The sequence below is a fragment of the Pseudoroseicyclus aestuarii genome (genome assembly GCF_003217255.1).
Lineage (GTDB): Bacteria > Pseudomonadota > Alphaproteobacteria > Rhodobacterales > Rhodobacteraceae > Pseudoroseicyclus > Pseudoroseicyclus aestuarii.
Window position 1 is genome coordinate 534,214 of the sequence record NZ_QJTE01000001.1, and the last position, 26,378, is coordinate 560,591.

The 26,378-nt window shown below is 70.6% G+C and carries 28 protein-coding genes; 10 read left to right on the forward strand and 18 right to left on the reverse strand.

Translation table 11 applies throughout. The annotated features are described in order from the left end of the window. Window positions 1-12 precede the first annotated feature (12 nt). On the forward strand, window positions 13-1,587 hold the full coding sequence (gene xseA, locus DFP88_RS02485; RefSeq protein ID WP_110812846.1) for an exodeoxyribonuclease VII large subunit: 1,575 nt from the start codon (window positions 13-15) through the stop codon (window positions 1,585-1,587). Here xseA and DFP88_RS02490 read toward each other — a convergent pair. Beyond that, entirely contained in the window at window positions 1,584-1,982 is a 399-nt protein-coding gene (locus DFP88_RS02490) for a hypothetical protein (protein WP_110812847.1), read from the reverse strand. The genes xseA and DFP88_RS02490 overlap by 4 nt on opposite strands. Window positions 1,983-2,115: 133 nt before the next feature. On the opposite strand from DFP88_RS02490, the gene ftsY reads away from it, so the two are divergent. The 4 genes from ftsY to DFP88_RS02510 all read left to right on the forward strand — a co-directional run bounded on the left by ftsY (window position 2,116) and on the right by DFP88_RS02510 (window position 5,831). Then, window positions 2,116-3,333, forward strand: coding sequence for a signal recognition particle-docking protein FtsY (ftsY, locus tag DFP88_RS02495; RefSeq protein WP_110812848.1), 1,218 nt, complete (start codon window positions 2,116-2,118; stop codon window positions 3,331-3,333). Next, a complete protein-coding gene (locus tag DFP88_RS02500) occupies window positions 3,330-4,223 on the forward strand; it encodes a hypothetical protein (protein ID WP_110812849.1) in 894 nt (297 codons plus the stop codon). Before ftsY ends, DFP88_RS02500 begins: the two co-directional genes overlap by 4 nt. Window positions 4,224-4,245: 22 nt before the next feature. Then, complete coding sequence (locus DFP88_RS02505) at window positions 4,246-5,148, forward strand: DMT family transporter (RefSeq protein WP_110812850.1); 903 nt, start codon at window positions 4,246-4,248, stop codon at window positions 5,146-5,148. Window positions 5,149-5,231: 83 nt separating this feature from the next. Next, a complete protein-coding gene (locus DFP88_RS02510) occupies window positions 5,232-5,831 on the forward strand; it encodes an inner membrane-spanning protein YciB (protein WP_110812851.1) in 600 nt (199 codons plus the stop codon). On the opposite strand, the gene DFP88_RS02515 is transcribed toward DFP88_RS02510, so the two are convergent. After that, window positions 5,815-6,477: an SDR family NAD(P)-dependent oxidoreductase gene (locus DFP88_RS02515; RefSeq protein ID WP_110812852.1), complete on the reverse strand. Its 663-nt coding sequence runs from the start codon at window positions 6,475-6,477 to the stop codon at window positions 5,815-5,817. The two genes, DFP88_RS02510 and DFP88_RS02515, sit on opposite strands and share 17 nt — an antisense overlap. Further along, a complete protein-coding gene (locus tag DFP88_RS02520; RefSeq protein WP_110812853.1) occupies window positions 6,474-7,025 on the reverse strand; it encodes a hypothetical protein in 552 nt (183 codons plus the stop codon). Before DFP88_RS02520 ends, DFP88_RS02515 begins: the two co-directional genes overlap by 4 nt. Window positions 7,026-7,222: 197 nt before the next feature. Here DFP88_RS02520 and DFP88_RS02525 point away from each other — a divergent pair, with 197 nt between their 5' ends. Further along, on the forward strand, window positions 7,223-7,783 hold the full coding sequence (locus DFP88_RS02525; protein WP_110812854.1) for a biotin transporter BioY: 561 nt from the start codon (window positions 7,223-7,225) through the stop codon (window positions 7,781-7,783). A gap of 72 nt (window positions 7,784-7,855) precedes the next feature. Here DFP88_RS02525 and DFP88_RS02530 read toward each other — a convergent pair whose 3' ends face one another. The 5 genes from DFP88_RS02530 to alr form a co-directional block, all read right to left on the reverse strand. Continuing rightward, entirely contained in the window at window positions 7,856-8,230 is a 375-nt protein-coding gene (locus DFP88_RS02530) for a hypothetical protein (RefSeq protein ID WP_110812855.1), read from the reverse strand. 69 nt (window positions 8,231-8,299) lie between these two features. Next, the gene (purF, locus tag DFP88_RS02535; protein ID WP_110812856.1) at window positions 8,300-9,784 is read right to left on the reverse strand and encodes an amidophosphoribosyltransferase; all 1,485 of its coding nucleotides are present in this window, start codon (window positions 9,782-9,784) and stop codon (window positions 8,300-8,302) included. 153 nt (window positions 9,785-9,937) lie between these two features. Further along, window positions 9,938-10,501 carry a CvpA family protein gene (locus DFP88_RS02540; RefSeq protein ID WP_110812857.1) on the reverse strand — a complete coding sequence of 188 codons (564 nt, stop codon included), beginning with the start codon at window positions 10,499-10,501 and terminating at the stop codon, window positions 9,938-9,940. 11 nt (window positions 10,502-10,512) lie between these two features. Beyond that, complete coding sequence (gene radA / locus DFP88_RS02545; protein WP_110812858.1) at window positions 10,513-11,931, reverse strand: DNA repair protein RadA; 1,419 nt, start codon at window positions 11,929-11,931, stop codon at window positions 10,513-10,515. A gap of 58 nt (window positions 11,932-11,989) precedes the next feature. Further along, a complete protein-coding gene (gene alr, locus DFP88_RS02550; RefSeq protein ID WP_110812859.1) occupies window positions 11,990-13,027 on the reverse strand; it encodes an alanine racemase in 1,038 nt (345 codons plus the stop codon). A 108-nt stretch (window positions 13,028-13,135) separates the two neighbouring features. Here alr and DFP88_RS02555 point away from each other — a divergent pair, with 108 nt between their 5' ends. Beyond that, the gene (locus tag DFP88_RS02555; protein ID WP_110812860.1) at window positions 13,136-13,495 is read left to right on the forward strand and encodes a VOC family protein; all 360 of its coding nucleotides are present in this window, start codon (window positions 13,136-13,138) and stop codon (window positions 13,493-13,495) included. Here the strand turns inward: DFP88_RS02555 and DFP88_RS02560 are convergent. The 6 genes from DFP88_RS02560 to DFP88_RS02585 form a co-directional block, all read right to left on the reverse strand. Further along, window positions 13,492-14,274, reverse strand: coding sequence for a COG3904 family protein (locus DFP88_RS02560; protein WP_110812861.1), 783 nt, complete (start codon window positions 14,272-14,274; stop codon window positions 13,492-13,494). The genes DFP88_RS02555 and DFP88_RS02560 overlap by 4 nt on opposite strands. Further along, entirely contained in the window at window positions 14,271-15,587 is a 1,317-nt protein-coding gene (locus DFP88_RS02565) for a hypothetical protein (RefSeq protein ID WP_110812862.1), read from the reverse strand. Before DFP88_RS02565 ends, DFP88_RS02560 begins: the two co-directional genes overlap by 4 nt. Before the next feature lie 114 nt (window positions 15,588-15,701). Next, window positions 15,702-17,207, reverse strand: a complete 1,506-nt coding sequence (locus DFP88_RS02570) for a replicative DNA helicase (protein ID WP_110812863.1) — start codon at window positions 17,205-17,207, stop codon at window positions 15,702-15,704. A gap of 232 nt (window positions 17,208-17,439) precedes the next feature. Next, window positions 17,440-18,111, reverse strand: a complete 672-nt coding sequence (locus tag DFP88_RS02575; protein WP_110812864.1) for an orotate phosphoribosyltransferase — start codon at window positions 18,109-18,111, stop codon at window positions 17,440-17,442. Between the two features lie 73 nt (window positions 18,112-18,184). Next, the gene (gene pyrC, locus DFP88_RS02580) at window positions 18,185-19,225 is read right to left on the reverse strand and encodes a dihydroorotase (protein ID WP_110812865.1); all 1,041 of its coding nucleotides are present in this window, start codon (window positions 19,223-19,225) and stop codon (window positions 18,185-18,187) included. A 65-nt stretch (window positions 19,226-19,290) separates the two neighbouring features. Beyond that, window positions 19,291-20,220, reverse strand: a complete 930-nt coding sequence (locus DFP88_RS02585; protein ID WP_110812866.1) for a hypothetical protein — start codon at window positions 20,218-20,220, stop codon at window positions 19,291-19,293. A gap of 245 nt (window positions 20,221-20,465) precedes the next feature. Here DFP88_RS02585 and DFP88_RS16970 point away from each other — a divergent pair, with 245 nt between their 5' ends. After that, window positions 20,466-22,469, forward strand: a complete 2,004-nt coding sequence (locus tag DFP88_RS16970) for an OmpA family protein (RefSeq protein WP_110812867.1) — start codon at window positions 20,466-20,468, stop codon at window positions 22,467-22,469. A gap of 63 nt (window positions 22,470-22,532) precedes the next feature. Here the strand turns inward: DFP88_RS16970 and hmuQ are convergent, their stop codons facing one another. Further along, window positions 22,533-22,850, reverse strand: coding sequence for a heme-degrading protein HmuQ (gene hmuQ / locus DFP88_RS02595; RefSeq protein ID WP_110812868.1), 318 nt, complete (start codon window positions 22,848-22,850; stop codon window positions 22,533-22,535). A 127-nt stretch (window positions 22,851-22,977) separates the two neighbouring features. Between hmuQ and DFP88_RS02600 the strand changes: the two genes are divergently transcribed. Further along, window positions 22,978-23,964: an XdhC family protein gene (locus tag DFP88_RS02600; RefSeq protein WP_110813295.1), complete on the forward strand. Its 987-nt coding sequence runs from the start codon at window positions 22,978-22,980 to the stop codon at window positions 23,962-23,964. Further along, complete coding sequence (locus tag DFP88_RS02605) at window positions 23,961-24,362, forward strand: hypothetical protein (protein WP_110812869.1); 402 nt, start codon at window positions 23,961-23,963, stop codon at window positions 24,360-24,362. Before DFP88_RS02600 ends, DFP88_RS02605 begins: the two co-directional genes overlap by 4 nt. Window positions 24,363-24,442: 80 nt before the next feature. On the opposite strand, the gene infC is transcribed toward DFP88_RS02605, so the two are convergent. The 3 genes from infC to DFP88_RS02620 all read right to left on the reverse strand — a co-directional run bounded on the left by infC (window position 24,443) and on the right by DFP88_RS02620 (window position 26,366). After that, the gene (gene infC, locus DFP88_RS02610; RefSeq protein ID WP_425450800.1) at window positions 24,443-25,027 is read right to left on the reverse strand and encodes a translation initiation factor IF-3; all 585 of its coding nucleotides are present in this window, start codon (window positions 25,025-25,027) and stop codon (window positions 24,443-24,445) included. A gap of 54 nt (window positions 25,028-25,081) precedes the next feature. Further along, entirely contained in the window at window positions 25,082-25,870 is a 789-nt protein-coding gene (locus DFP88_RS02615) for a ferredoxin--NADP reductase (RefSeq protein ID WP_110813297.1), read from the reverse strand. An 88-nt stretch (window positions 25,871-25,958) separates the two neighbouring features. Further along, a complete protein-coding gene (locus tag DFP88_RS02620) occupies window positions 25,959-26,366 on the reverse strand; it encodes a DUF934 domain-containing protein (RefSeq protein ID WP_110812870.1) in 408 nt (135 codons plus the stop codon). Window positions 26,367-26,378: the final 12 nt, after the last annotated feature.

A 26,378-nucleotide genomic window follows, 5' to 3' on the forward strand; every position in this document is an offset into this window, starting at 1 on the left:
AAGGTGTTCGGCATGGACCTGTTCGAGGACGAGGCCCCCAAGGGCGGGGACAACGCGCATGAATTCTCGGTCTCCGAGATCTCGGGCGCGGTCAAGAAGACCGTCGAGGGCGCCTTCGGCCATGTGCGCGTGCGCGGAGAGCTGGGGCGCGTGACGCATCACCGCTCGGGGCATGTCTACCTCGACCTCAAGGACGAGCGGGCGAGCCTCTCGGGCGTGATCTGGCGCGGCTCGGCCTCGAAGATGGAGACCCGCCCCGAGGAGGGGATGGAGGTCATCGCGACGGGGCGGCTGACGACCTTTCAGGGGCAGTCCAAGTACCAGATGGTGATCGAGAGCCTTGTGCCCGCCGGGGCCGGCGCGCTGATGGCGATGCTGGAGAAGCGGCGCAAGATGCTGGAGGGCGAGGGGCTGTTCGACCCCGCCCGCAAGCGCCCGATTCCGTGGTTGCCAGAGGTGATCGGTGTCGTCACCTCGCCCACCGGCGCGGTAATCCGCGACATCCTGCACCGGCTGCGCGACCGGTTTCCGCGCAAGGTTCTCGTCTGGCCCGTTGCCGTCCAGGGGCCGAACTGCGCGCCCGACGTGACGCGCGCGATCCGCGGTTTCAACGCGCTGAGCGTGGGTGGCGCGCTGCCGCGCCCCGACCTGATCATCGTGGCGCGGGGCGGCGGGTCGATCGAGGATCTCTGGGGCTTCAACGAGGAATCGGTCGTTCGGGCGGCCGCCGAAAGCGCGATCCCGCTGATCTCGGCCGTGGGGCACGAGACCGATACCACACTGATCGACCATGCCAGCGACCGCCGCGCGCCGACGCCCACCGCCGCCGCAGAGATCGCGGTGCCGGTGCGGGCCGAGCTGGCCGCCGATATCGCGCAGATGGGCGCGCGGCTGGGGCAGCTGCAACGCTATGCCATGGACCGGCGGGGGGAGCGGCTGCGGGATCTCTCGCGCGGGCTGCCGCGTAGCGATGCGCTGCTGCAGGGGCCAAGGCAGCGGCTGGACGATCTCGACCGCCGCCTGCCGGGGGCGCTGCGCGCCGCCATCGCCGCCAAGCGGCTGGCCCTGTCGGAGCATCCGCTGCGCCCGGCGCTGGCCGCCGTGCCGGTGGCGCGGGCGCGCGACCGGGTGGAGCGCGCCGCCGCGACCCTGCCGGGCGCCTTTCGCGGCGGCATCGCGCAGCGGCGGCTGGCGCTGTCGCAGCACAGTCTGCGCCCCGCCGGGCTGAGCGAGCGCCTGCGCCAGGAGCGGCGCCATGCCGAGCGCGTGGCCGGGCGCCTGACGCCCGAGCTGGTGACGGACAGGCTCAGGCGCCTGTCCGAACGGCTCGCCGCGCTGGACCGCCTGCGCGAAACGCTGAGCCATCGGGCCACGCTGGAGCGGGGGTTCGCCGTCGTGCGCGCGGGTGGCACCGTCGTGACGGATCGGGCCAGCGCCGCCGCCGCGGCAGAGCTGGAGATCGAGTTCAAGGATGGCCGGCTGACGGTCGGGCAGGGCGGCGGGGGCAGCGAGCCGCCCGCCGCACCGGCCCCCAAAGCGCCGCGCCGCAAGCCCGCCAGCAAGCCCGAGCAGCCGGATCTGTTCTAGACGCCGACCTCCGGGCCGCGGCACTCCAGCGGCTCGTCCCGCGTTTCGGTGTGGTAGAGCGTGGTGCCCCCGGCCTCGCTGAAGACCGCGCGCAGGGAGCCGCCCTCGTCGTAGAAGCGCCAGCATTGCAGGGGCGTGCCGTCCTCGTAGGCAAAGCAGATCTCGCCCGCCTGCTCGAACCATTCCCCCTCGAGGCAGTCACCGTCGAGGTCGGACCATGTCACCCGGCGCCCGGGCTCGTAGCGCTCGGCGCCATAGGGTCTGCCGCCGTTTTCGTAGCTGAGGGTCAGGCCGGTCACCCGCGCCTCGAACTCGGCCGCGGTCAGCGGCTGCTCCGCCTGGGCGGCCAGCGGGGCGGCCAAGCCGCAAAGAGCAAGGGCGAGAGGGCGCATCATCGGGCGACCCTGCCACCGGGCGCGAGGCCGCGCCAGCCCTTCCCCCAAAGGGGGCGCCGGAGGCGGCGGGATCTTTCCAATGGGCGCCGCGCGGCTTAGGTGACGGCAAAGGCACTTTGTGAGGCGAGGCAGCATGGCGTTCTTCCGCAAGCTCAAGGATCGGCTGATGGGCAGCTCTTCCAGGCTCGACGAGGGCCTCGAGGAGATCGTCTCGGAGGGCGCGGCGCCCGAGGAGACGGCGCCGGAGGAGACCGCGCCCGAGGCGCCTGAGGCCCCCCGGCGCGAGCCGGAGCCGGAGCGCGCGCCGACGCCCGAGCCTGATCCGGAACCCGTCCCGGAGCGTCCCGCACCGCCCGCCACGCCGCAGCCCATGCCCGGCGCGCCGGCCGCGCCAGCCATGCCGATAGAACCCGCCGTTCCCGAGGATCCGCTCCCCGAGGCCGAGCCGCAGCGAGAGCGTGGCGGCATCCTTGGCCGGATGTTCGGCCGCAGGGCCGATGCCGCGCCCCGGCGCGAGCTCGACGACGAGATGCTGGAACGGCTGGAAGAGCTGCTGATTCAGGCCGACATGGGCGTCGAGACGGCGCTGCGCGTCACCGCCAATATCGCCGAGGGGCGGATGGGCCGGAAGCTCTCGGTGCCCGAGATCAAGGAGCTGCTGGCCGGCGAGGTCGCGCGCATCATGCAGCCCGTGGCCAAGCCGCTGCCGATCTATCCGAAAAAGCCGCAGGTCGTCCTCGTCGTCGGGGTCAACGGATCGGGCAAGACCACGACCATCGGCAAGCTGGCGAGCCAGTTCCGCGACGCCGGTAAGTCGGTGGTGATCGCCGCCGGCGATACCTTCCGCGCCGCCGCGGTCGAGCAGCTTCAGGTCTGGGGCGAGCGGGCCGGGGTGCCGGTGATGACCGCGCCGCAGGGCACCGATCCGGCGAGCCTCGTTTACGATTCGATGACCAAGGCGCAGGAGGAGGGGGCCGACCTTCTGCTGATCGACACGGCGGGGCGCCTGCAGAACCGCGCCGACCTGATGGAAGAGCTGTCGAAGATCGTCCGCGTGATCCGCAAGAAGGACCCCGAGGCGCCGCACAACACGCTTCTGGTGCTGGATGCGACAACGGGCCAGAACGCACTGCGCCAGGTCGAGATTTTCCGCGCCATCGCCGATGTCTCTGGCCTCGTGATGACCAAGCTCGACGGCACCGCGCGCGGCGGCGTGCTGGTGGCGCTGGCCGACAAGTTCGGCCTGCCGATCCATGCCATCGGCGTCGGCGAGCAGATCGACGACCTCGCCCCCTTCGACCCCGAGGAATTCGCCCGCGCCCTGACGGGGGCCGAAGGAGAGCTGGCATGAGGCTTGCCGCCGCGCTCTGCATGCTCGCCCTCCCGGCTGCGGCGCAGGAGGCGGAGGATTGCACGCGGCTCTGGTCCGTGGCGCAGCAGCGGGCCGAGATCGGCGGGTTCGCTTTGGAGGGCCGGGTGACGCAGGACGCCTCGGGCTGCGCTGCCGAGGATGTCTCCCTCCTGCCCGAGGGCGGATACGCCAGCCGCATCCTTGCCGACCGCGTGACCCTCGCGGCGCCGGATCTCGGCCCGGCGCTGGCGGGCGGCCCGCTGCCGGACCGCGCTGAGCTGGGGGTGGAGGGGCTGCGCATCGCGCCCCTGACCGGAGATCCGATCACGGACTGGCTGCTGGCGGAGCAGGCCTATCCGGGCCGCATCGGGGCGGAGCTTGCGCTGCGCGCCGATCCCAAGTCCGGGCACCTGCTGGTCGAGGCGCTGCGCATCGATTTCGGCGCCCTCGGAACGCTCGCCCTGTCGGCGCGGATCGAAGGGCTGAGGCTAGCCTCCGCCAGCGCCTTCGGGGGCAGCCTCGGGCAGGCCGGCCTTACCACGCTCGATGCGGAAGTTACATCAGACGGCCTCTTCGAGACCTACGCCCTGATCCCGCTGGGCAGCCTCCTGCTGCAGCCGGGCGCCGATCCCGAGGTGCAGGTGGAGGCGCTGAAACAGGCGGGCGAGAGGGCCATTGCCGCCGCGCCAGAGGCGATGCTCGACGTCGAGAGCCGCGCCGCGCTGACAGCCCTTCTCGGGGACATGCCGCATCCCTCGGGGCGCATCGCCGCCAGCCTCGCAATAGAGCCGCCGCTGGGGCCGGGGCGCTTGACGCCGGCACCCGGCGCCGATCCCTCCAGCATCCTGCGCGGCATGGCGCTGAGCGTCGACTACGAGCCCGCATCATGAGCGCGCCGCGCGGGATCACGGCGTGAGCGACTGGCTCGCCGCGCTGGCCGGGACGCCCGAGGGCGCGCGCCTCGCCGCAGGCTTCGCGCTGCTCTCGGCTGTGGCGCATGCCAGCTTCGGCGCGCTGCAGAAGGGGGCGCACGACCCCTGGCTCTCGCGCGGGTCGATCGACCTCTGGCTGGCGATCCTCTCGGCCCCCATCGCGCTTTTCGTGGTGCCGGCGCCCGATGCCGTGACCTGGATGGCGCTGGCCGGCGCGCTGGTCATCCACTTCGTCTACAAGCTGTGCATGGCGCTGGCCTACGAACGCTCGGCCTATACGGTCGTCTACCCGGTGGTGCGCGGCACCGGCCCGGTGGTCACCGTGCTTTTCGCCGGCATCGTCTTTCACGAGCACTTCGCCCCGATGCAGTGGCTCGGCGTGGCGCTGGTCTCGGGCGCGATCCTCGGCCTCGCGCTGCGCAACATCGCGGAAGAGGCGCTGGATCTGCGGCGGCTCAAGCAGGGCATGGCCTGGGCGCTGGCGGCAGGGCTGACCGTGGCGCTCTACACCACATGGGACGCCTGGGGCATCCGCGCCGCGCCCGATCCCTTCACCTTCCTCGCCTGGTTCTTCTTCGTCACCTCGCTGGATTTCCCGCTGATCGCCTATGCGCGCTGGCGCCGGATGCCCGCGCCGCCGCGGGTGGGGCCGCTGATGGTCCGCGGCGTGATCGGCGCGCTCATCGCCTGGCTCAGCTTCGGCGGGGTGATGATCGCGACCTACCTCGACAAGGTCGGAGAGGCGGCTGTCCTGCGCGAGACCTCGACCGTCTTCGCCGCGCTGATCGGCTGGCTGATCCTGGGCGACAAGGTCGGCCCGCGCCGGGCGCTGCTGATGGGGCTGATCGCGCTGGGGGCGGTGCTCGTAGAATTCGGCGGCTGACGGCAAGGTGCCTTGAACCCGGCCCGATTGCGCGCAAGAACCCGGCTGCCGCCCCCCCGCGCGGCGCAAAGAGGAGACCCGAGATGGCGGAAAAGCGGATCAACCCGGTCCTCAAGCAGGTGCTGGAACTGGGGCCGACGCTGCTGTTCTTCCTCGCCTACCTGCGGCTGAAGGAACGAAGCTTCGAGGTCGGCGGGACGGAGTATTCCGGCTTCATCGTCGCGACCGTCCTCTTCGTGCCGATCCTGCTCGTGGCGATGGGCATCCTCTGGGCGCTGACCGGCAAGCTTAGCCGGATGCAGATCTTCACCGCCGTCGTCGTGGTCTTCTTCGGCGGGCTGACCGCCTGGTTCAACGACGAGCGCTTCTTCAAGATGAAGACTTCGATCGTCTACGGCCTTTTCGCCGTGCTGCTGGGCATCGGCATCGCCATGCGGAAAAGCTGGCTCGAATGGATCATGGGCGAGGTGCTGCCGATGCAGCGCGAGGGCTGGGATCTGCTGACCCGGCGCCTGGCGCTGATGTTCGGCGGGCTGGCGATTGCCAACGAGGTGATCTGGCGCACCCAGTCCGATCAGACCTGGGTGACGATCGAGACCTTCGTCTTTCCCGCCGTGCTCTTCGTCTTCCTCTGGGTGCAGATCGCGGCGCTGCAGAAGTACCTGATCACCCCCGAGGAGTAGCGCCGAGGATCCGCGGCAGCAGCCGCGCCGCCTCGGCCCGCGGGTCGGCCAGCGCCGTGCGATCCTCGCCCGGGAAGAACCGCCCGCGCAGCGAGGTCGGCATCGCCTCGGGCGTCAGGATCTCGACCCTCGGGCCGGTGCGCTCCGTCTCCTGCTGCCAGGACCGGGCGAGGGCGATCTGCGCCGCTTTCGTGCTGCCGTAATGGCCGAAAAACTTCTCGCCGGCGCGGGCATCGTCGAAGAAGACGGCCGTCCCCTCGCGCCCCAGCAGCGGCGCGACATAGCCGATCAGCCGCTGCGTGGCGGCAAGGTTGGTGGCGACGGACTTCTCGAAATCCTTCTCCGCAAGGTGCGAGGTCGGGCCCAGCGGTGCCGCATGGATCGCGGCATGGATCCAGAGCGAGAGCCCGCCCCAGCGGTCGTGGATGCCGCGGCAGAGCTGCTGCATCGCCGCCGCCACGCCGATGTCCATCGGTGCCAGGGTCGCGCTGCCGCCCGCCGCCTGGATGCGGTCGTCCAGCTCTTCCAGCGCGCCGGTGGTGCGGGCCACGGCGATGACGTGATGCGTCGGCGCCAGCGCCTCGGCGAGAGCGGCGCCAAGGCCGCGGCCGGCCCCGGTGACGAGGGCGGGCAGGGGGTCGGTCATTGTGAACCTCTTGCATTGTGGCGTTGCGCCAGCGCGGCGCGGGCGGCGCCGCGGTCGGGGCCGGCGCCGATCCAATCGGCGAAATCCTCGAAATCTGTGGCCATCTCTTCCATCCGCAGCCGGCGCACATGCGCGCGGGTGGCGAGGAAGGCCTCGATATTGGCGGTGACGGTGGCGACGTAGTCGCGGCAGACCTCCAGCGTCTCGGCGCCCGGCGCCCGGTAGAGGATGCCCTCGCGATAGGCGCGCAGGATGCCCTGGCCCGCCCGCGCGGCAAAGCTTTCGGCCACGGCCTCGGGATCGCGGGTCAGGTGCAGGTAGCCGGCGCGGTCGCCCCAGGTGGTCCCCAGCCGCCCCAGCATCCAGGCGAGGCGATTGTCGACCTCGATATGCCGCGCCGGATAGGCCAGCCGGTCGGCGCCAAGGCGGCGCACGCGCGTCTCGTGCCCGGCGGTCCAGCCGGGCAGATGCGCCGCGGCCCGCGCCAGCGTGGTGGACCCGCAGCGGCCGGTGCAAAGCACGAAGACGGTATCGAAAGGCGCAGCCATGGCCCGCCTCTTGGCGCAAGCGCGCCGCCGCGGCAAGGGCGCGCGCCCCCCATCTTCTCTTTGAAAATATCCCCGCCGGAGGCCCCGGCATCCGCCGCCGCACCGCCGGGCCTCGCGCGCCGCAGCTTGACTTTAGCCCTGCGGAACAGGACAGAAGGGGGTAGATTTCGACGCTTCAAAACCCCGGGGGATCCTCGATGCGCACGACCCTTACCGCCGCGGCCCTGCCGCGCAGCCTGCCCGTCCAGACCCTGATGGTCCTTGGCGGCAGCCTCGCCATCGCCGTCGCCGCACAGATCTCGGTGCCGATGATCCCGGTGCCGATGACATTGCAGACGCTGGCGATCCTCGTGGTCGGCCTGACCTATGGCGCGCGCCTCGGCGGCGCCACGCTGCTGGCCTACCTCGCCGAGGGCGCGCTCGGCTTGCCGGTCTTCTCGAACGGCGGCGCGGGCCTCGCCTACATGGCCGGCCCGACGGGCGGCTTCCTGCTGGGCTTCGCGCTGATGGCCTGGCTCGCCGGCCTTCTGGCCGAGAACGGCCTGGGCCGCGGCACCCTGCGCCTGACCCTCGCGGCGCTGGTGCCGGCCGCGGTTCTCTACCTGCCGGGCATCGCCTGGCTGACGGTTCTCACGCCGCTCGATCTGTCGGGGGCCTTCACCGCCGGTGCCGCGCCCTTCCTGATCGGCGATGCGGTCAAGGCCGTGCTGGCCGCGATGATCGTCTCGGGCGGCTGGGCCGCGCTCAAGCACCGCTGATCCCCGGCCCGGCGCCGCGCCCCCGGGCGCGAGAGACGCCGCCCCCCGGGGCGGCGTCTTGCGTTCCGGGGGTCAGCCGCGGCGTTTCGGGCGCTGCACCTCTTGCGGTGCGATGCGGCCCCGTTCCACCGCCTCGGCAAAGCGGCGGCCGGGCCGCTCGTGCGGGCGGGGCAGCGGCTCGAGGCTGGCATCGATCTGCGGCAGGGTCAGGCTGCGGGTGCGCCCGCCATCGACCATGTGCAGCCCCCTCTCGTCGACCGAGACGACATGGGCCCGGCCCAGCCGGTCACCTGCCGCAACGCGCTGCAGCCTGCCGCCGGGCAGTCGCACCAGCGCAGTGTCGCGCTCCGCGCCGAGGAACACGCCGAGAAGGACCAGTTGGCCCAGGTCGATCCTGTCCTCCTGCGTGGCAGTCTCGGCGGCGGCGGTGGTCTCGCGCGTTGTCATCTCGCTCCCCCATGGGTCATGAGGCACGCGAGGTATGCGCTTTCGCCCGGACTTCAACGCGAGGGGGCGCTATTCCGCCGCTGTCTTCAGCTGGAATCCGCGCTCGACCATGTCGGCGGGGACGATGGGGTACTCGCCCGAGAAGCAGGCGTCGCAATACTGCGGACGCTCGGGGTCGCGGCCCCGCGCCTCGCCCACGGCACGGTAGAGGCCGTCGAGAGAGATGAAGCGCAGGCTGTCCACGCCCAGGTGCGCGCACATCTCCTCCTCGCTCATGTGACTGGCGAGCAGCTTGTCCCGCTCGGGCGTGTCGACGCCGTAGAAGCAGGGCCAGGCGGTCGGCGGGCTCGCGATGCGGAAATGCACCTCGGCGGCGCCGGCATCGAGGATCATCTCCTTGATCTTGCGGCTGGTGGTGCCGCGCACGACGCTGTCGTCGACAAGGATCACCCGCTTGCCGCGGATCAGCGCGCGGTTGACGTTCAGCTTCAGCCGGACGCCCATGTTGCGGATCTGCTCGCTGGGTTCGATGAAGGTGCGGCCCATGTACTGGTTGCGCACGATGCCCATGCCGTAGGGGATGCCGCTCTCGGCGGCATAGCCGATCGCCGCCGGGGTGCCGCTGTCCGGCACGGGGCAGACGAGGTCGGCCTCGACCGGGGCCTCCTTCGCGAGCTCCACGCCGATCTGGCGCCGCGTCTCGTAGACCGACTTGCCGCCGAGGATGGAATCGGGGCGGCTGAAATAGACATGCTCGAAGATGCAGAAGCGCGAGGGGCGGGGGCGGAAGGGGCGGTGGCTTTCGACGCCCTCGCCGGTGACCACGACCATCTCGCCCGGCTCGACCTCGCGCATCAGCTCTGCGCCGATGATGTCGAGCGCGCAGGTCTCGGAGGCGAGGACATAGCCGTCGCCCAGACGGCCCAGCACCAGCGGCCGCACGCCCAGCGGATCGCGCACGCCGATCAGCTTGGTCCGGGTCATCGCGACGACCGAGAAGGCGCCCTCGACCTTGCGCAGCGCCTCTTCCATCCGGTCGGGGATCGTCCGCCCCATGGAACGCGCCATCAGGTGGATGATGCACTCCGTATCCGAGGAGGACTGGAAGATGCTGCCCCGTTCGATCAGCTCCTTTCGAAGCTGCGCGGCATTGGTGAGGTTGCCGTTATGTGCGACGGCGGCGCCGCCCATCGAGAATTCGCCGAAGAAGGGCTGCACGTCGCGCATCGCGGTGCCGCCCTTGTTGCCCGAGGTCGAGTAGCGGACATGGCCGATGCCGATGGTCCCCGGAAGCGTCCGGATCACCTCGTGGCTGGTGAAGTTGTCGCGCACGTAGCCCATGCGCCGGGCAGAGTTGAAGCCGGCCTCGGGATCGTGGGTGACGATCCCGGCGGCTTCCTGACCCCGATGCTGCAGGGCATGCAGGCCGAGGGCGACGAAATTGGCCGCATCCGTCACGCCGATCACGCCGAAGACACCGCACTCCTCGTGCAGGGCGTCGTCGTCGAAGGGCAGGGACGGAAGGGCGCGGTCCTCGGCGGCGGCGGCGGACATGCGGAACCTCGAATCGGATGCGTGCAGGGCGGGTTTAAGACTTTGCGGGACCGGTGTCACGAAACGATCATGCAGGAGGCGCAGGCTGGAGTCAGAAGGGGCGCGCAGTCTGCACTGCACGCCCCTTTTTGCATCGCGTCAGCCGGTCCGGGATCAGATCGCGGTGCCCGAGCAGGCGCCGACGAGCTGTTCGTACTGCAGCGTGATCCAGCCGAGGGCCTGCTGCGGCTCGTCGACCGAGAAGCGGCCGGTGATCTGCGCGAAGACCGCGGAAGAGCGGCTGTCCTCGACCATGGCGATGTCCTGCGCCGAGAGGATCACGTCGTACAGGAAGAAGGCCACGGCACAGAGCAGCACGCCGCGCGCCACGCCGAAGAGGAACCCGCCGGCCTGATCGACCGCCCCCAGCGCGCTGCGCTGCACGGCGCCCGAGAAGAGCGGGATGAAGATCGAGAAGATTACCAGCGCGACCGCGAAGACGGCGGCGAAGGCGGCGATGATCGACAGCTCGCAGCTGTCGCCGATGAAATCCGACAGCACCGGGATCTGCGCGATCAGCGGGCGCACCGCATCGGCGAAGATGAAGGCGAGGATCGTCGCCGCGACCCATCCGGCGATGGCCAGCACCTCCCGCACGAGGCCACGGGCATAGGCCAGCAGTGCCGAGACGACGATGACGAGCGCGACGACCGCGTCGATGATTGTGAATCCGTCCAAACCCCGTTCCTTCAGTCCTGGTCGGACGGCACCTGCGTGCGTCCGGGCTCGGTGCCGAACAGAGCCTCGACGAACCCGGCCAGATCGTGCATCTCGCGCACCTCCGGCAGGGCAGCCCGGTCTGCCGGTGTCCCCGTTGACATCCTTGCACGCCGGCTTGGCACCGGCGGAATGATGGCGGTGGTGAAACCAAGTTTCTTGGCTTCTTTCAACCTCATTTCCGACTGCGCGACGGGGCGCAAGGCGCCCGAGAGGCTGATCTCGCCGAACAATACGGCGCTTTCGGGCAGGGCTGTATCCTCTCGCGCGGAAAGCAGCGCGGCGGCGACGGCGAGGTCGGCCGCCGGCTCCGAGATGCGCAGCCCGCCCGCGACGTTCAGGTAGACGTCGAGCCCGGCGAAGGCGACGCCGGCCCGCGCCTCGAGCACGGCGAGGATCATCGCCAGCCGCCCGCCGTCCCAGCCCACGACCGAGCGGCGCGCCTGTCCAGCCGGGGCCGGGCTGACGAGGGCCTGTATCTCGCACAGCAGCGGGCGCGTCCCCTCGATCCCGGCGAAGACTGCCGATCCGGGCGTGGCGGCGCCGCGTTCGGCGAGGAACAGGGCCGAGGGGTTCTTCACCTCGGCCAGCCCGCGGCCCGTCATCTCGAAGACGCCGATCTCATCGGCAGGGCCGAAGCGGTTCTTGTGCGCCCGCAGGATGCGGAAGGGGTGGCCGCGGTCGCCTTCAAAATAAAGGACGGTGTCGACCATGTGCTCGACCACGCGGGGGCCGGCGATCGTGCCTTCCTTGGTGACATGGCCGACCATGATGCAGGCCATGCCACGCCGCTTGGCGAAACTCGTCAGCTCATGCGCGGCGGCGCGCACCTGCGTGACCGAGCCGGGCGCGGAGGAGACGGTGTCGGACCAGACGGTCTGGATGGAATCGATGATGGCGAGATCGGGCTTCTCGGTCTCGAGCGTCGTCAGGATGTCGCGCAGGTCGGTCGCGGCGGCCAGCTTCACCGGGCTCTCGGTCAGCCCAAGCCGCTGCGCGCGCATCTGCACCTGGCCGGCCGATTCCTCGCCCGTGATGTAGATCACCTTCAGCCCGCCGCGGGCAAAGCGCGCGGCCGCCTGCAGGAGCAGCGTAGACTTGCCGATGCCCGGGTCGCCCCCCACAAGGATCGCCGAGGCCGCGACGAGGCCGCCACCCAGCACGCGGTCCAGCTCGTCAACGCCGGCATGGGTGCGGGCGGGCGGCGCCTCTGTCGTGGCGAGGTCGGTGAGGGTCAGGGCGCTGCCGCGCGTCACGCGCGGCCCCGGCCCGGTCGAGATCGCCTCGTTTTCCTTGATGGTGTTCCAGGCGCCGCAGGCGTCGCATTGCCCGGACCACTTGGCATGGGTGGCGCCGCAGGCGGTGCAGATGAAGGAGGCGTCCTTGGCCATGCCGCGCTATCTGCCGGATCGCGGCGGCGGCGGCAATGGCAAGCGTGCCGCCGCGCGGTCAGCCGCCGAGGTAGCGGCGGGCATAGCGATGGCCCAGCGAGGTCAGCATCTCGTAGCCGATGGTCCCGGCGGCCTCGGCCAGCCGGTCGACCCTCTGGTGCCGGCCGATCAGCGTCAGGTGATCGGGATCCTCGGCGAGATCGGTCACGTCCACGCAGATCAGATCCATCGAGACGCGGCCGACGGCGGGGCAGGGGCGATCCTCGGCCCAGAAGGTCACGCGGTCGGACAGCGCCCGCATCAGGCCATCGGCATAGCCCGCCGCGACGGTCGCGATGCGGCTGGGCCGCTGCGCCTGCCATGCATTGCCGTAGCCCACGACCTCGCCCGCGACGAGGTCACGCAGCTGCACGACGGGCAGGTCGAGCCGCACGGCGGCGCGCGCCTGCGCATAGGGCAGCCCGCCGTAAAGGCCGATGCCGGGGCGGGTCAGGTCGAAGTGATACTCTGGCCCCAGCAGCAGGCCGCCGGTCGCGGCGAGGCTGCGCGGCACGCCCAGCCCCTCGGTCATCTGAGTGAAGACGTCCAGCTGGTAGGCGTTCATCGGGTGGTCCGGCTCGTCGGCGCAGGCCAGATGGCTCATCAAAAGGACCGGGTTCTGCGCCAGCACGTCCTCGGCCACCGCGGCCCAGTCCGCCCATTCCATCCCCAGCCGGTTCATCCCGGTATCGAGCTGCACGCCGAAGGGATGCTCTGGCAGCGTCTCGAGGTGCCGCGTCACCTGATCGAGGCTGTTGAGCATCGGGATCAGCCCCTCTTCGCGCAGAAGATCGGCATCGCCCTGCATGTGTCCGGAAAAGATGCAGATATCGGCGTCCGGCCCCACGGCCGCGCGCACCGCGGCGCCTTCCTCGGCCATGGCCACGAAGAAGCTGCGCGCGCCCGCGCCCTTGAGGGTGGCGGCGACGCGCCCCGCGCCAAGGCCGTAGCCGTTCGCCTTGACGACGGCGGCGGTTTCGACGGCGGTCCGCGCGTCGAGGGCGGCCCAGTTCGCGGCGATCGCGTCGAGGTCGATGGTCAGGGTGCCGGTGCTCATGGCGCCCTTGTGACAGGCGCCGCGCGCGGGTCAAGAGGCCGCGGATCGCTTGCCCGTGATGCCGCCGACCTATACGGTACACCAAGGTATACCGAAAGGAGCGCCGCGATGCTGCTAGACCTGCACCACGTGCAACTCGCCATGCCCGAGGGGCAGGAAGATGTCGCCCGCGCCTTCTACGGCGGTGCCCTCGGCCTGCCGGAAGTGGAGAAACCCGCTGCGCTTCAGGGGCGCGGCGGCGTCTGGTTCGAAACGGGCGCCTTGCGCCTGCACCTTGGCGTCGAGGCGCCCTTCACCCCCGCGCGCAAGGCGCATCCGGCCTTTCGCACAGGCGATCTGGCCGATGCTGTGCGCCGGCTAAAGGCCGCGGGGCTGGTGGTGCGCGACGGCGGCGCCCTGCCGGGGCTGGTGCGGGTCTATGTCGACGACCCCTTCGGCAACCGGATCGAAATCCTCGAGACGCGCTAAGCCTCCTCGGCCTCGGGCGTCACCAGCCGAAATCTTTCCAGCTCCTCTGGCAGCAGCAAGTAGATCTCGTCCGGCGGCGTCTCCATCGCGGGCTGCATCAGCGCCGGATCCACGCCCATCTCGATGAGATAGCCCATGACCTCGGCCTGGCCGCGTTGGATGTCCGAGACGGCGGCGAAAAGCGGCATTGCCGGGCTTTCGCCGAAATAGTGCTGGTGGACGCCGACCATGGCCCCCTCGGCCACCCGCCGCTCGGTGCCGGCGGCAAAGACATAGGGGCAGGCCGAAAGGCAGATCGCCCCTTCGGTCATACGCGTCTCGGCGCCCGCCTCGCGCAGGGCGCGCCCGATTTCCAGCGCATCGGTCACCGATCCGCCGGGGCTGTTCAGCTGCACCACCTGCGGCGCCTCTTCCGCGCGCTCCAGCGCCTCGGCCAGCCGCTGTGCATCGCCCGGCGCGATGCTGCCGGTCAGCGTCAGCACCGTACCCTCGCGCTCGAAGGCCAGCCGCTCGGGCATCGGGCCGGTGCTCGGCATCGGCTGGCCGGGGCTTGCCGGACGCTCAAGCTGGCGGGGGCTGTAGCGGCGGGTCTGGTCGCCGGGGGCGACGGGCTGCGTCAGCGCCGGCGCCGAGGAGGGCAGGCCGAGCCGGGGCAGGGCGAGGCGCATGTCCGAGGCGAAGAGCACCAGCGCCAGCGCGCCCTCCAGCCCCAGGACCGCCATCAGCCAGCGCCGGGTGCGACCCGGCTTCGGGCGCGGCGCCGCCGCCTGCGCGGTCATTCGGCGGCGAGGTCGGTCTGGCCCGGGGCCGGGGCTTCGGCGGGTCGCGGCGTGGCGGCGGCGCTTGCCGGGGCGGCGTCGCGCCGGGCGGCAGGCTGTGGCTCCATCTCGCGCAGGACGCGCATGGCAGTGCGCAGCTCGGCCAGGGTCATCGTCTCGTCCTCTGCCGCGCCTTCGCGCCCCGTCCGGATCGCGGCCTGCGAGACGGCGATGATCAGCACGAGAACGGCAGGCAGCAGGTCGATGGCAATCGCCCCGGCCCAGGAGGGGATGAAGTTGCGGGCATAGAGGATCACCGCATCGGCGGCCGAGATCGGCGTGTAGATCGTCTCGTCCGGCTGCTGCATGGCCGTCACCTCTTCGGCGGCGAGGCGCAGCGTCTCGGCCCGCTGCTCCAGCACCGCCAGCACCGACTGGATCGTCGCCTGCTGGCTGGTCCGCGTCTCGGCACTGTTGCCGTCGAGGTCCGGCAGCACCACAGCATCGCCCAGATCGCTTGCCGCGCGCACCACGAGGGGCGCGACCGAGAGTTGCCGCAGCCCGGTGATCACGCCCGCCAGCCGCACCGCCTCTTCCGAAAACTGGACCGAGCGCGTCTCGACCGGCCCCGGCTCGACCGTCAGGGCGCGCATCCGGCTGAGGATGGCATTGCCCTCGGCGAAGGCGGCCTCGACCGTGGGCGCCTGCGCGGCGATCTGCGCCTCGAGGGCCGAAAGCTCGTCCGCCTTCTGCCGCAGCAGGCGGAAGACCGCGCCGCGCCCGGCGAAGCCCGACAGATCGCCAGAGGCCTCTTGCTCGCCCAGGTCCTCGAAGCTGGTGCGCACCCGCGCCACGTCCCGCTCCAGCCCCTGGCCCGAGACGGCGATCTCGTTCGCCCGCTCCAGCGCGCCCTGATACTCCTGCACCGTGGTCGCGAGATGCTGCTCGACCGCCGCGGCCCCGGCGAGGGCGGCGGCGTTCAGCCAAGAGGACATGGCGATGATCGCGAGGCACCCCAACCCCATGGCCGCCATCAGCCCGAGCCGCGAGGCGAGGGAGCGGACGGCGGGCAGCAGCCGCATCATGTAGGACCAGAAGACGAAGATGCCGGTCGAGACGGCGATGGAATAGGCCATCGCGGCAAAGACCGAGAGCGCGCCGGTATCGTCCAGCAGCGAGGAGACGCCGAGGTAGGTATAGATGCCCGAGGCGACCGAAAGCACCGCCAGCGCCGTGCCGGTGAAACTGTCGAGCCAGCCGAGATGCCGCTCGATCTCGCGCGCCTGCCGAAGGCCGCGGCTCTCGGCCCGGCTGTGACTGCTGTCGTCGTCCATCGGGTCTCCCGCCATCGCGCCCTGTGTCCCCCGGGGACCGAGACTAGGCGAGGCGGCGCGCAAGCGCGAGTCGCCCGCGCCCCGTCCTGACGCGAATGTGCAGGCGGCGGAGGCCTAGAAGCCCTCGCCCTCCTCGCCGTTCTGCCAGGGCCGCACGAGGTTGCCGAAGCGGGTGAACTGCCCCTCGAAGCTCAGCTCGACCGTGCCGATGGGGCCGTGCCGCTGCTTGCCGATGATGACCTCGGCGCGGCCGTGCAGGCGCTGCATCTCGTCCTGCCAGGCGGCCATCTTCTCAAGCTCGTGCTCGCCGGGCTTCTCGCGTTCCTTGTAGTATTCCTCGCGGAACACGAACATCACCACGTCGGCGTCCTGCTCGATGGAGCCCGATTCCCGCAGGTCCGAAAGCTGCGGCCGCTTGTCGTCGCGGCTTTCGACCTGGCGGCTCAGCTGCGAGAGGGCGACCACGGGGATGTCCAGCTCCTTGGCGACGGCCTTCAGACCCATCGAGATCTCGGCGATCTCGTTGACCCGGCCGTCCGACCGGCCCGAGCCGCGCAGAAGCTGCAGGTAGTCCACGATCAGCACGTCGAGGCCATGGGTCCGCTTCAGCCGCCGCGCCCGGGCAGCGAGCTGCGCGATCGGCAGGGCAGGGGTGTCGTCGATGTAGAGCGGGCAGCTCTCCAGCGTCTTGGCGGCATCGACGAAGCGGCGGAACTCCGTCTCCGTCATGTCGCCGCGGCGGATCTGCTCCGAGGGCACCTCGGCGGCCTCCGACAGCACGCGCGCGGCCAGCTGCTCGGCGCTCATCTCCAAGGAGAAGAAGCCGACGACGCCGCCGTTCACCGCGCCTTCGGTTCCGTCGTGAAGCTGGCCGCGGCGATAGGCTTTGGCGATGTTGAAGGCGATGTTCGTCGCCAGCGAGGTCTTCCCCATCGAGGGGCGCCCGGCGAGGATCAGAAGGTCCGAGCGATGCAGCCCGCCCAGCTTCTTGTCCATGTCGACCAGCCCGGTCGAGACGCCGGCAAGGCCGCCGTCGCGCTGGTAGGCGGCATTGGCCATCTTCACCGCATCGGTGACAGCGCGCAGGAAGGACTGGAAGCCGCTCTCCGACGTGCCCTGCTCGGCCAGCCGGTAAAGGGCCTGCTCGGCCTCGACGATCTGCTCCTTCGGCTCGCTCGCGACATCGACCTTCTGCGCCTTGGCCGAGATGTCGTTGCCCAGCTGGATCAGCTCACGCCGCACCGCGAGGTCGTAGATCATCTGCGCGTAGTCCCGCGCCGCGAAGGCCGAGATCGCGGTGCCCGCCAGCCGCGCGAGGTAGGCGGGCCCGCCCAGCTCCTTCAGCCCCTCGTCATCCTCGAGAAAGGGCTTCAGCGTCACCGGGCTTGCCAGAGCGTTCTTCGAGATGCGCTGCTCGGCCACCTCGAAGATGCGGGCATGGACCGGGTCGTAGAAATGCTTGGCGCCGATGATCGCGGCGACCCGGTCGAAGATGTCGTTGTTGGTCAGGATCGCGCCCAGCAGCTGCTGCTCGGCCTCAATGGAGCTTGGCAGCCCCTGGGTCGCGGCCTCGCTCACCTCGCCGCCGCCGCCGGGGCGGAATGTCGTGATCTCGTTCATCGCTGTCCCTCGTTCCCCGCATGGGCCTTCGGCCTTCTGGCGGTCGCGGCCGGTTCTCCGGCTCCTTGGTTCCGCGGCCCGGCCATCGCCGGGCCCGCGGTGCCTGCCTGCCTACCCGCGTGCCCCGAGTCGTTCAAATTGTATAAGGCTGTGGAAAACCCGGGGATGATTGCTCACGCAGCCTCATCTTGCGGCAGGGGCTGCCCACGCGTCAACATCTGGTTGTGCGCGCTCAGCCGCGCGGGGCCCAACCGGCGGGATCCCGCAGATAGCGCTCCACCTCGTCCAGCGTCGCGGCATCGAAGGCCTGCTGCGCGCGCGCCTCGGCCAGCATGTCCCACCAGGTGCACAGGTGGATCAGCTTCAGCCCGGCCTCCGCCAGCACCTGATCGGTGTGCTTGTGAATGTCGTAGTAGAAGATGACGGCGGTCCAGTCGCAGCGCGCGCCGGTCTCGCGGATTGCCTCGGCGAAGCCGACCTTCGATCCGGCGTCCGTGGTCAGATCCTCGACCAGCAGCACGCGCTGGCCCTCGCTCATCGCGCCCTCGATCCGGGCGTTGCGGCCGTAGCCCTTGGGCTTCTTGCGCACGTAGCTCATCGGCAGGGCCAGCCGCTCGGCGATCATCGCGCCGAAGGGGATGCCCGCGGTCTCGCCGCCCGCGACATTGTCGAAGGCCTCGAAGCCCGCCTCGCGCATGACCTGCACGGCCAGGAAGTCCATCACGGTGGAGCGGATGCGCGGGTAGGAGATCAGCTGCCGGCAATCGACGTAGGTCGGCGCCTGCTTGCCCGAGGCCAGCGTGAAGGGCTCCTCGGCATTGAACCGCACCGCGCCGATCTCCAGCAGCATCCGCGCCACCAGCCGCGCCATCTCGTCCTTCGGAGGGAACCCGCTCGGGATCATATCGCGCCCCTTTTCTTCTCTTTGAAAATATCCCGCGGGGGTCCGGGGGCGCGAAGCCCCCGGTCCCGCCGCCTCAGCCCTCGACCCGCCAGTGCAGCGCGAAGCCGGGATCGAAGACGGTGACCGGCCCCTCGCCGGTCGCGATCTGCGCCGGCGGCGACCAGGCCTCGCCGCGGGTCATGGTGATCCGCGCCTCGTTCGGCGGCAGGCCGTAGAACTTCGGCCCGTTCAGCGAGGCGAACTGCTCCAGCCGGTTCAGCCGGCCCGCGGCCTCGAACATCTCGGCAAGGATCGGCATGGTGACCGGCGCGGTGAAGATGCCGGCGCAGCCGCAGCCCGTGTGCTTGGCCGCCTGCACATGCGGCGCGCTGTCGGTGCCCAGGAAGAACCGCGCATCGCCCGAGACCGCCGCCTCGGCCAGCGCCAGGCGATGAGTCTCGCGCTTGGCCACCGGCAGGCAGTAGTAATCGGGCCGGATGCCCCCCGCGAGGATATGGTTGCGGTTGATCACGAGGTGATGCGTGGTGATCGTCGCGCCGAGATTCTTGGGATTGTCGCGCACGTAATCGACGGCATCGGCAGTGGTCACATGCTCCATCACCACGCGCAGGTCGGGCAGCTGCCGCCGCAGCGGGGCGAGGACCTTGTCGATGAAGACCGCCTCGCGGTCGAAGATGTCGATCTCGGGGCTGGTGACCTCGCCGTGCACGCACAGCGGCATGCCGATCTCGGCCATGACCTCGAGCGCCGGCATCACCTTGGCCATGTCGCGCACGCCCGAGGCGGAATTGGTCGTCGCCCCCGCCGGGTACAGCTTCACCGCCGTGGTGATCCCCTCGGCATGGGCGCGGCGCAGGTCCTCGGGATCCGTCTCCTCGGTGAGGTAGAGCGTCATCAGCGGCGTGAAATCGGCGCCCTCGGGCAGGGCGGCCTCGATCCGGGCGCGATAGGCCACGGCATCGGCGGCGGTCACCACGGGCGGCACGAGGTTCGGCATCACGATGGCGCGGCCGAAATCGCGGGCACTTTGCGCGGCCACGGCGGCCAGCATCGCGCCGTCGCGCAGATGCAGGTGCCAGTCGTCCGGGCGGCGCAGGGTCAGTCTGTCTGGCATGGCCTCTGTCATGCCCCCCGCTTACACCCAGCCCGCGCCTCGCGCCAGCCCGCGCGCGGCCCGGATCACGGCGCCGGCGGTCCGCCGTCGAGCGCGGCGAGACGGGCCCGGAACTGCGCGGCATCCTCGGTCTGAAGGCCGTAGCGCGCGGCGCGGGCCGCCAGGGCCGGGTGCCCGCGCGTCTCGGCAGCATCTACCAGGCGCCGCAGGTAGCCCGGCAGCCGCCGCCGCGCGCGCCACATATGGCCGAAGCTGCGGCGCGACAGGCTGCCCTCCATTGCCGCCTCGATCAGCGGCACGGTCATGTCGATCCTGTCGAAGCCGGCCTCCATCTCGGGGCCCATGTAGCGGGCGGGCAGCCGCAGCAGGTTGGGCCGGCGGAAGAGGGCGGCGTGGATGTCGTCCTCGCGGCAGGTCGGATCGACCACGACATAGGCCTGCCGCAACGCCTCGATCATGTCGGGCGCGAAGCCGTAGCGCGAGGTGAAATCGTGCCGGCGCTTGTCCTCGTAGCGGTGGTCCCAGCCCGCGACCGAGGGCTCGAGCGTGGCGAGCGGGCGCAGCAGCAGTGCCCGCGCCCCTGGCGCGGCAACCGAGAAGGCGGCGGCGGCATAGGCCTGCACGTGGTGGCCGTAGAACAGGACCCGGTCGAAATCCTCGAAGAAGCCGTCGTCGATCAGGCGGTCGAAGTAGCCCCAGACCGCGCGGCTGCGGAACCAGCCGTCGCCCTCCGAGATCAGCGCCAGCAGCGACCAGCCGTTGCGGTTGACCAGCTCGAATCCGCGCGGGCGCGCGCCACCCTGGGCCCGGATGCCGGCTCGGGTCTCGAAGGTCACCAGCAGGGTCTTGCCGGCATCGAGCAGCAGCGCCGTGTCCTCGGCGCCCACCGGTTCGAGGTATCCATGCGCCTCGCCCAGATCGTCCAGCCGCTGAAGCCAGTCCTGAACGGAGAGCTCGGACAGGTCGTCGCAGAGGCTGGGGTCGTTGTTGGGCATCGGGAACCTTCACAAAGCGGTGCGGCCGGGGTCCGCCCTTTGTTCCAATGCTTCGGGAATAAGGCCGAATTGGGCAGCCAAATGGCTCATTTCCGCGCAGAAAAGTGGTCCGGCCCCGCGGCGGACTACTCCGAAGCGCGCGGTTATCCGATAGCGGGGGGCGTCATCGAACCGGTTCCGCCCAGCCGGCGTTTGCGTCTCGAAGGCAGATGGCCCGTTTCTCGGGCCTTGCAGGAGGATGCACCATGAAGACCAAGACCAGCTTCCGTACGAGCACGGCGCTCGTCGCCGGCCTGTCGCTGATGATGCCGGCCGCGCCGCTCGTCTCGCCCGCCGCGGCGCAGGAGGCGGAGCCCGTTCTCTGCGAGGACGGCAGCGAGCCGCCCTGCGCGGTCCCCGACGGCGCGACCGAAGAGGGCACCGCCCCCGAGCCGGCGCCGGGCGCCGAGGGCGAGGCCGTCGAGGATGCCGAGGCGAACCAGGCCGTGACCGAGGCCGAGCCCGCCCCCGCCGCCGCCGAGACCGCTGAGGAGGCAGTCGAGCCGGCGCAGGAGCCCGCACCCGAGGAGGCCCCGGCAGAGGCGGTCCCGGCTGAGGCGGCGCCTGCAGATACAGCCCCCGCGGAGCCGGCGGCCACTGAGCCCGAAGCCACGGAGCCCGCTGCCGCACCCGAGGCCCCGGCCGAGGCTGTCGAGCAGCCCCAGCCGACTGAAGAGCAGCCTGCCGAAGAGCAACCCGCCGAAGAGCAGCCTGCCGAAGCGCCCGCCGCCGAGGAGCCCGCAGAAGCCCCGGCCGAGATGAGCGCGCCGCTGCCGGGCGCCGAGACCCCTGCCGAGGCCGATGCCGAGGCAGCCGATGCCGCTGCCGAGGCGGCTGAGGCGATGCCCGAAGAGGCGGCCCCTGCCGAAGCTGAGCCGGCTGCGCCCGAAGCCGAAGTCGAAGCCGCACCCGAGGCGCCTGCCGCGCCGGCCGAAGACGCCGCTTCGGTAGAGCCTGCGGTGCCGGCTGCCGACGCTGCCCCCGACGAAGACGCGGCCGAGCGGCCCGCGGAAGACCCGGCCGAGCAGCCCGCGCCGCAGGAGCCGGCCGCGCCGACCGCCGATCAGCCGGAGGCGACCGAGGCCGGTGACGCTGCCGTCACGGACGCCGAGGGACAGGCCCAGCCGGACGCCGCGCCTCAGGCTGCCGCTGCCGCTGCTGCCGCCGGCGGGGGTGAGGGCGATGCCGAAGCCCCGGAAGTGACCGAGACCGTCGTGGACGAGGAGAACTCGCGCCAGAGCGACGAGGAGTTCGACACGGCCGTCGATGCCGAGGCGCAATCCGCCGAGGAGGATGACGACGAGGATGACGGCCTGAGCAACTTCCAGAAGGCGCTGCTTCTGGGCGCCGGCGCCGTGGCCGTTGGCACCCTGATGCGCAATGGCCAGCAGGTCGTCTCGAACACCGGCGACCGTGTCGTGACGCAGGACGACCAGGGCAACTACCAGGTCTACCGCGACGACGACGCGCTTCTGCGCCAGCCGGGCAGCGACATCAGGACCGAGACCTTCTCGGACGGCTCCACCCGCACCACGCTGGCGCGCGAGGACGGCAGCCAGGTCATCACCATCCGCGACGCCGAGGGCCGCGTTCTGCGCCGCACGCGCCAGTTTGCCGACGGCACGCAGGTGCAGCTCTTCGACGACCTGATCGAGACGCAGCCGGTCGACGTGCGCCAGCTCGTCGCGAGCGAGCCGCAGCCGGTGACGGTCACGGACTCGGATGCCGATATCGAGGCGCTGCGCGCGGCGCTCGATCGCGGTCTGCTGGCCGATGCGGGCCGCAGCTTCAGCCTGCGTCAGGTGCGTGACATCCAGGAGGTGCGCCAGCTGGTGCCGGCCATCGATCTGGACACGCTGACCTTCGCCAGCGGCTCTGCCGCCATCACCACTGACCAGCTTCAGGGCCTTGCCCGTCTGGGCAACCTGATGGAGGGCGTCATCGCCGAGAACCCGCGCGAGGTCTTCCTCGTCGAGGGGCATACCGATGCCACTGGCTCCGAGCAGCTGAACCTCGCGCTGTCCGACCGCCGCGCCGAGACGGTCGCCCTCGCGCTGACCGAGGCCTTTGCCATCCCGCCCGAGAACCTCGTGGTGCAGGGCTATGGCGAGAGCTACCTCAAGGTCGCGACGCAGGAGGCCGAGCCGGCGAACCGCCGCGCCACCGTGCGCCGGATCACGCCGCTGCTGCAGCAGGCCGCCGCGCAGTAAGGCATTGCCAGCACATCGGAAGGGGCCGGTCCTTGGGGCCGGCCCCTTTTTCGTGCGGGCGGCTCAGGCCGTCAGCGCCTGCAGGCTTTCGAAGATCTCGAGCTCGGGCGGGCCGAGGTAGATGTCGCGGCTGGGCCGCGCGCCGGCATGGGCGCGGCGAAACTGCTCGGAGGTCGTCCAGTCGCGGAAGGCCTGCTCGCTCTCCCAGACGGTATGAGAGGCATAGAGACGGTGGGACCCGTCGACCTCCTGCCCCTTGAGCAGGTGGAAGGAGACGAAGCCCGGCACCTCCTTCAGCACGCTGTCGCGGCTGAGCCAGATCTCCTCGAAGGTGGCTTCCTCGGCCAGCTTCACCTTGAACCGGTTCATCGTCAGGTACATCTCGCCCTCCTGTGGCTGCGGCAGGCCGGGGCCGCCGGGATGACGCAGGATCGCCCTCCGGCGCGGGGCCGTCCAGCCCTTGGCTGTCGCTGCATGGCGGCTAGATCCCCGGGCCAGGAGACAGATGATGCATGACAGCGACGATATTCCCGCCGTAGCCCTTGGCTGGCACCGCGCCGGCCGCGGCGCGGCCCTGGCCACGGTGGTCGAAACCTGGGGCTCCGCCCCGCGTCCGGTGGGCGCGCAGCTCGCGGTGGACGGGCAGGGGGCCATGGAAGGCTCCGTCTCGGGCGGCTGCGTCGAGGGCGCTGTCGTGGCGGAGGCGATCGAGGCCATTGCCGACGGTCGCCCGAGGCTGCTGACTTACGGCGTCAGCGACGGTGACGCCTTTTCCGTCGGCCTCGCCTGCGGCGGCACGATCCGCGTGCTGGTCGATCCAGTAGGCGGCGCGCTGGAGCCGGCCCTTCTCGAGGACCTCGTCGCCGCGCGCGCCGCGCATCGGCCCGTCGCGATGGTCTCGGCCCTCGAGGGGCCGGAGCGTCGTCTTGCCCCGCCGGAGGAATTTCCCGACCGCTTCACGCGCGATGCCTCCGGCGTGGAGGAGGGGCGGCTGATCGCCGTGCACAACCCGCCGCTGCGGCTGGTGGTCGTGGGCGCCGTCCATGTCGCGCAGGCGCTGGTGCCGATGGCGCGGCAGCTGGGCTATGCGCCGGTGATCGTCGATCCGCGCCCCGGTTTCGCCAGTGCCGACCGCTTCACCGGCGAGACGCTGGTCGACGACTGGCCGGACGAGGCGCTCGAGGCGCTGGGGATCGATGCCCGTACCGCTGTCGTCACCCTGACCCACGATCCCAAGCTGGACGATCCGGCGCTGCGCGTCGCGCTGACCTCGCGCGCCTTCTACGTCGGCGCGCTGGGCTCGCGCCGCACCCATGCTCAACGGATGGAGCGTCTGGCCGATCTCGGCCCGGCGCTCGACAGGCTCGACGCGCCCGTCGGCCTCGACATCGGTGCGCGCTCGCCCGCCGAGATCGCGCTCTCGGTGCTCGCGGCGATGACATTGACCCTGCGCGGTCCCAAGTTTGCCCCGAGGACACCGGAGGAGACCCGATGAAACGCCTGATCTTGCCGCTGCTCATGCTGCCCCTGCCTGCCGCCGCGCAGGAGGCAGAGGATGCCCCGCCCGTCCCGCCGGCCCTTTCGGCCTGCACTGCGCTGGGCGAGCTCGTCGATTACGACACCGTCCCCGAGGGCGACGCGATCGAGATCGAGGAACTGCGCGAAGCCGCCGCCTCGGGCGAGGAGGACACCTGCCTCGCCACGCTCACGCTGATGCAGCTTGACCAGGGCTTCGCCGATCCCGACTGCGCGGCGCTTCTGGGCTATATCCAGGAAGCGGGGCTGCCCGAACCCGAGGCTTCGGCCGGGGTGATGCGCATGGCCCTCTCGGCCGAGGATCCGGCCGCCTGCGCCGCGGCCTTGGGCCGCCTGACGGGCGATGAGGCCGGCTGACCGGACCTGCCTGACAAAAGAAAGAAGGCCCCGCCGCAGCGGAGCCTTCCTTAACGTTCAAACCGTGGACCAGCCCGCGATCAGCGCGCGCTGGGGCCGATCATCATGACCATCTGACGGCCTTCCATCTTCGGCATGTTCTCGACCTTGCCCAGCTCGCTGACGTCGCCCGCCACGCGCTGCAGAAGCTCGCGCCCCAGGTCCTGGTGCGCCATCTCGCGGCCGCGGAAGCGCAGCGTGACCTTAACCTTGTCGCCGTTCTCGAGGAACTTGAGCACGTTGCGCATCTTCACATCGTAATCATGGGTGTCGGTGTTCGGGCGGAACTTGACCTCCTTGATCTCGATGATCTTCTGCTTCTTGCGCGCCTCGGATTCCTTCTTCTGGCTCTCGTACTTGAACTTGCCGTAGTCCATGATCTTGCACACGGGCGGCGCCGCGTTGGGAGAGATCTCGACGAGGTCCAGACCGACCTGCTCGGCAAGGGCAAGCGCACGCTCGGGGGTCACGACCCCGACGTTCTCGCCCTCGGGGCCGATCAGACGGATTTCCGGAACCCGGATGCGGTCGTTGATGCGCGGTCCGGTGTCACGGGTAGGGGGGGCATTATGCGGTCTGCGGGCTATGGCAGTGGTCCTTTCGGGTCGTTCTAATTCTCTGTGCAATAGGTAGGGCCACGGGCGATTCGGTTCAACCGTTTCACCGGGACGGCGGCCCCTTTAACCGACGAAGGCCTTTTCCACAACGAATTCCGCCGGGTCCGAATTCGCCCCCTCGCGCAGCCCCGCCTGCTCGAGCAGCGCCTTGATGTCGAGGTTGAAGGCCAGCGAGCCGCAGACCATGGCGCGATCCTCCTCCGGGTTCAGCGCCGGCACGCCCAGGTCCGAGAACAGCGAGCCGTCCTCGATCCGCGTGGTGATGCGGCCCATCGTCCCGCTCTGCTCGCGCGTGGTGGTGGGGTAGTAGCGCAGCTTGCCGAGGGCTTCGACGCCCAGCAGCTCCTCGAGCATCTCGTCGGACTTGATGCTCTCCACCAGCTCGCGGCTGTAGGTCAGCTCATCCACGTCGCGGCAGGTATGGGTGACGATGATCTCGTCGAACTTCTCGAAGGTCTCGGGATCGCGCAGCAGCGAAGCAAAGGGGGCAAAGCCCGTCCCGGTCGAGAACAGCCACAGCCGCTTGCCCGGCAGCAGGGCGTCGTGCACCAGCGTACCCACGGGCTTGGGGCGCAGGATGATCTGGTCGCCCGGCTGCACATGCTGCAGCTTGCTGGTCAGCGGGCCGTCCTGCACCTTGATCGAGTAGAACTCCAGCTCCTCGTCCCAGGCGGGGGAGGCGATGGAATAGGCGCGCAGCAGCGGCTTGCCGTTCTCGCCCATCAGCCCGATCATCACGAATTCGCCCGAGCGAAAGCGCAGGCTCTGCGGCCGCGTCACGCGAAAGCTGAAAAGCCGGTCGCTGTAGTGCCGGACGCTGGTGACGGTCTGCGCATCGGGCAGCACCGGCATCGGCTTGCCGGGCGCGCGCGCCTCGTCCTGGTGATGCTCGGCGGTGGCGGGATTGGTGGTCATCGCGTCTCGTCTTTCCTGTCTGGTGTCAGCCGCGCAGGCGCGCCTGGTAATCATGGTCGCGCCAGTCGGCGCGGAATTGCCACTGGTCCTGCGGTTGGCGCGCGGCCAGCTCCTCCGAGATCTCGACCTCGTCGAAGCCGCAGCGCCGCGCCATGGCGTATTGATCGGCGATCACGTGGCCCTGCGCGCGCAGCCGCCCAGCGAACCCCCGGGCCCGCAGATCGCGCGCGAGGGTGAAACCGCGCCCGTCCGAGAAGCTTTGAAAGGCGATGCGGATCGCCTCGAGGCTTCCCAGCCGCCCCTCCAGCGCCTCGAGCCCGTCGGCCGGCCCAACGTCCACGGCGCGGTCGCCCTCGGCCAGCGCCTCGAGCGGCACGAAGCTGCCGGTGAAATCCTCGGGGGCAAAGCCCGTATCGCGCACGATCACGCTCATCTCTCGGTCTCC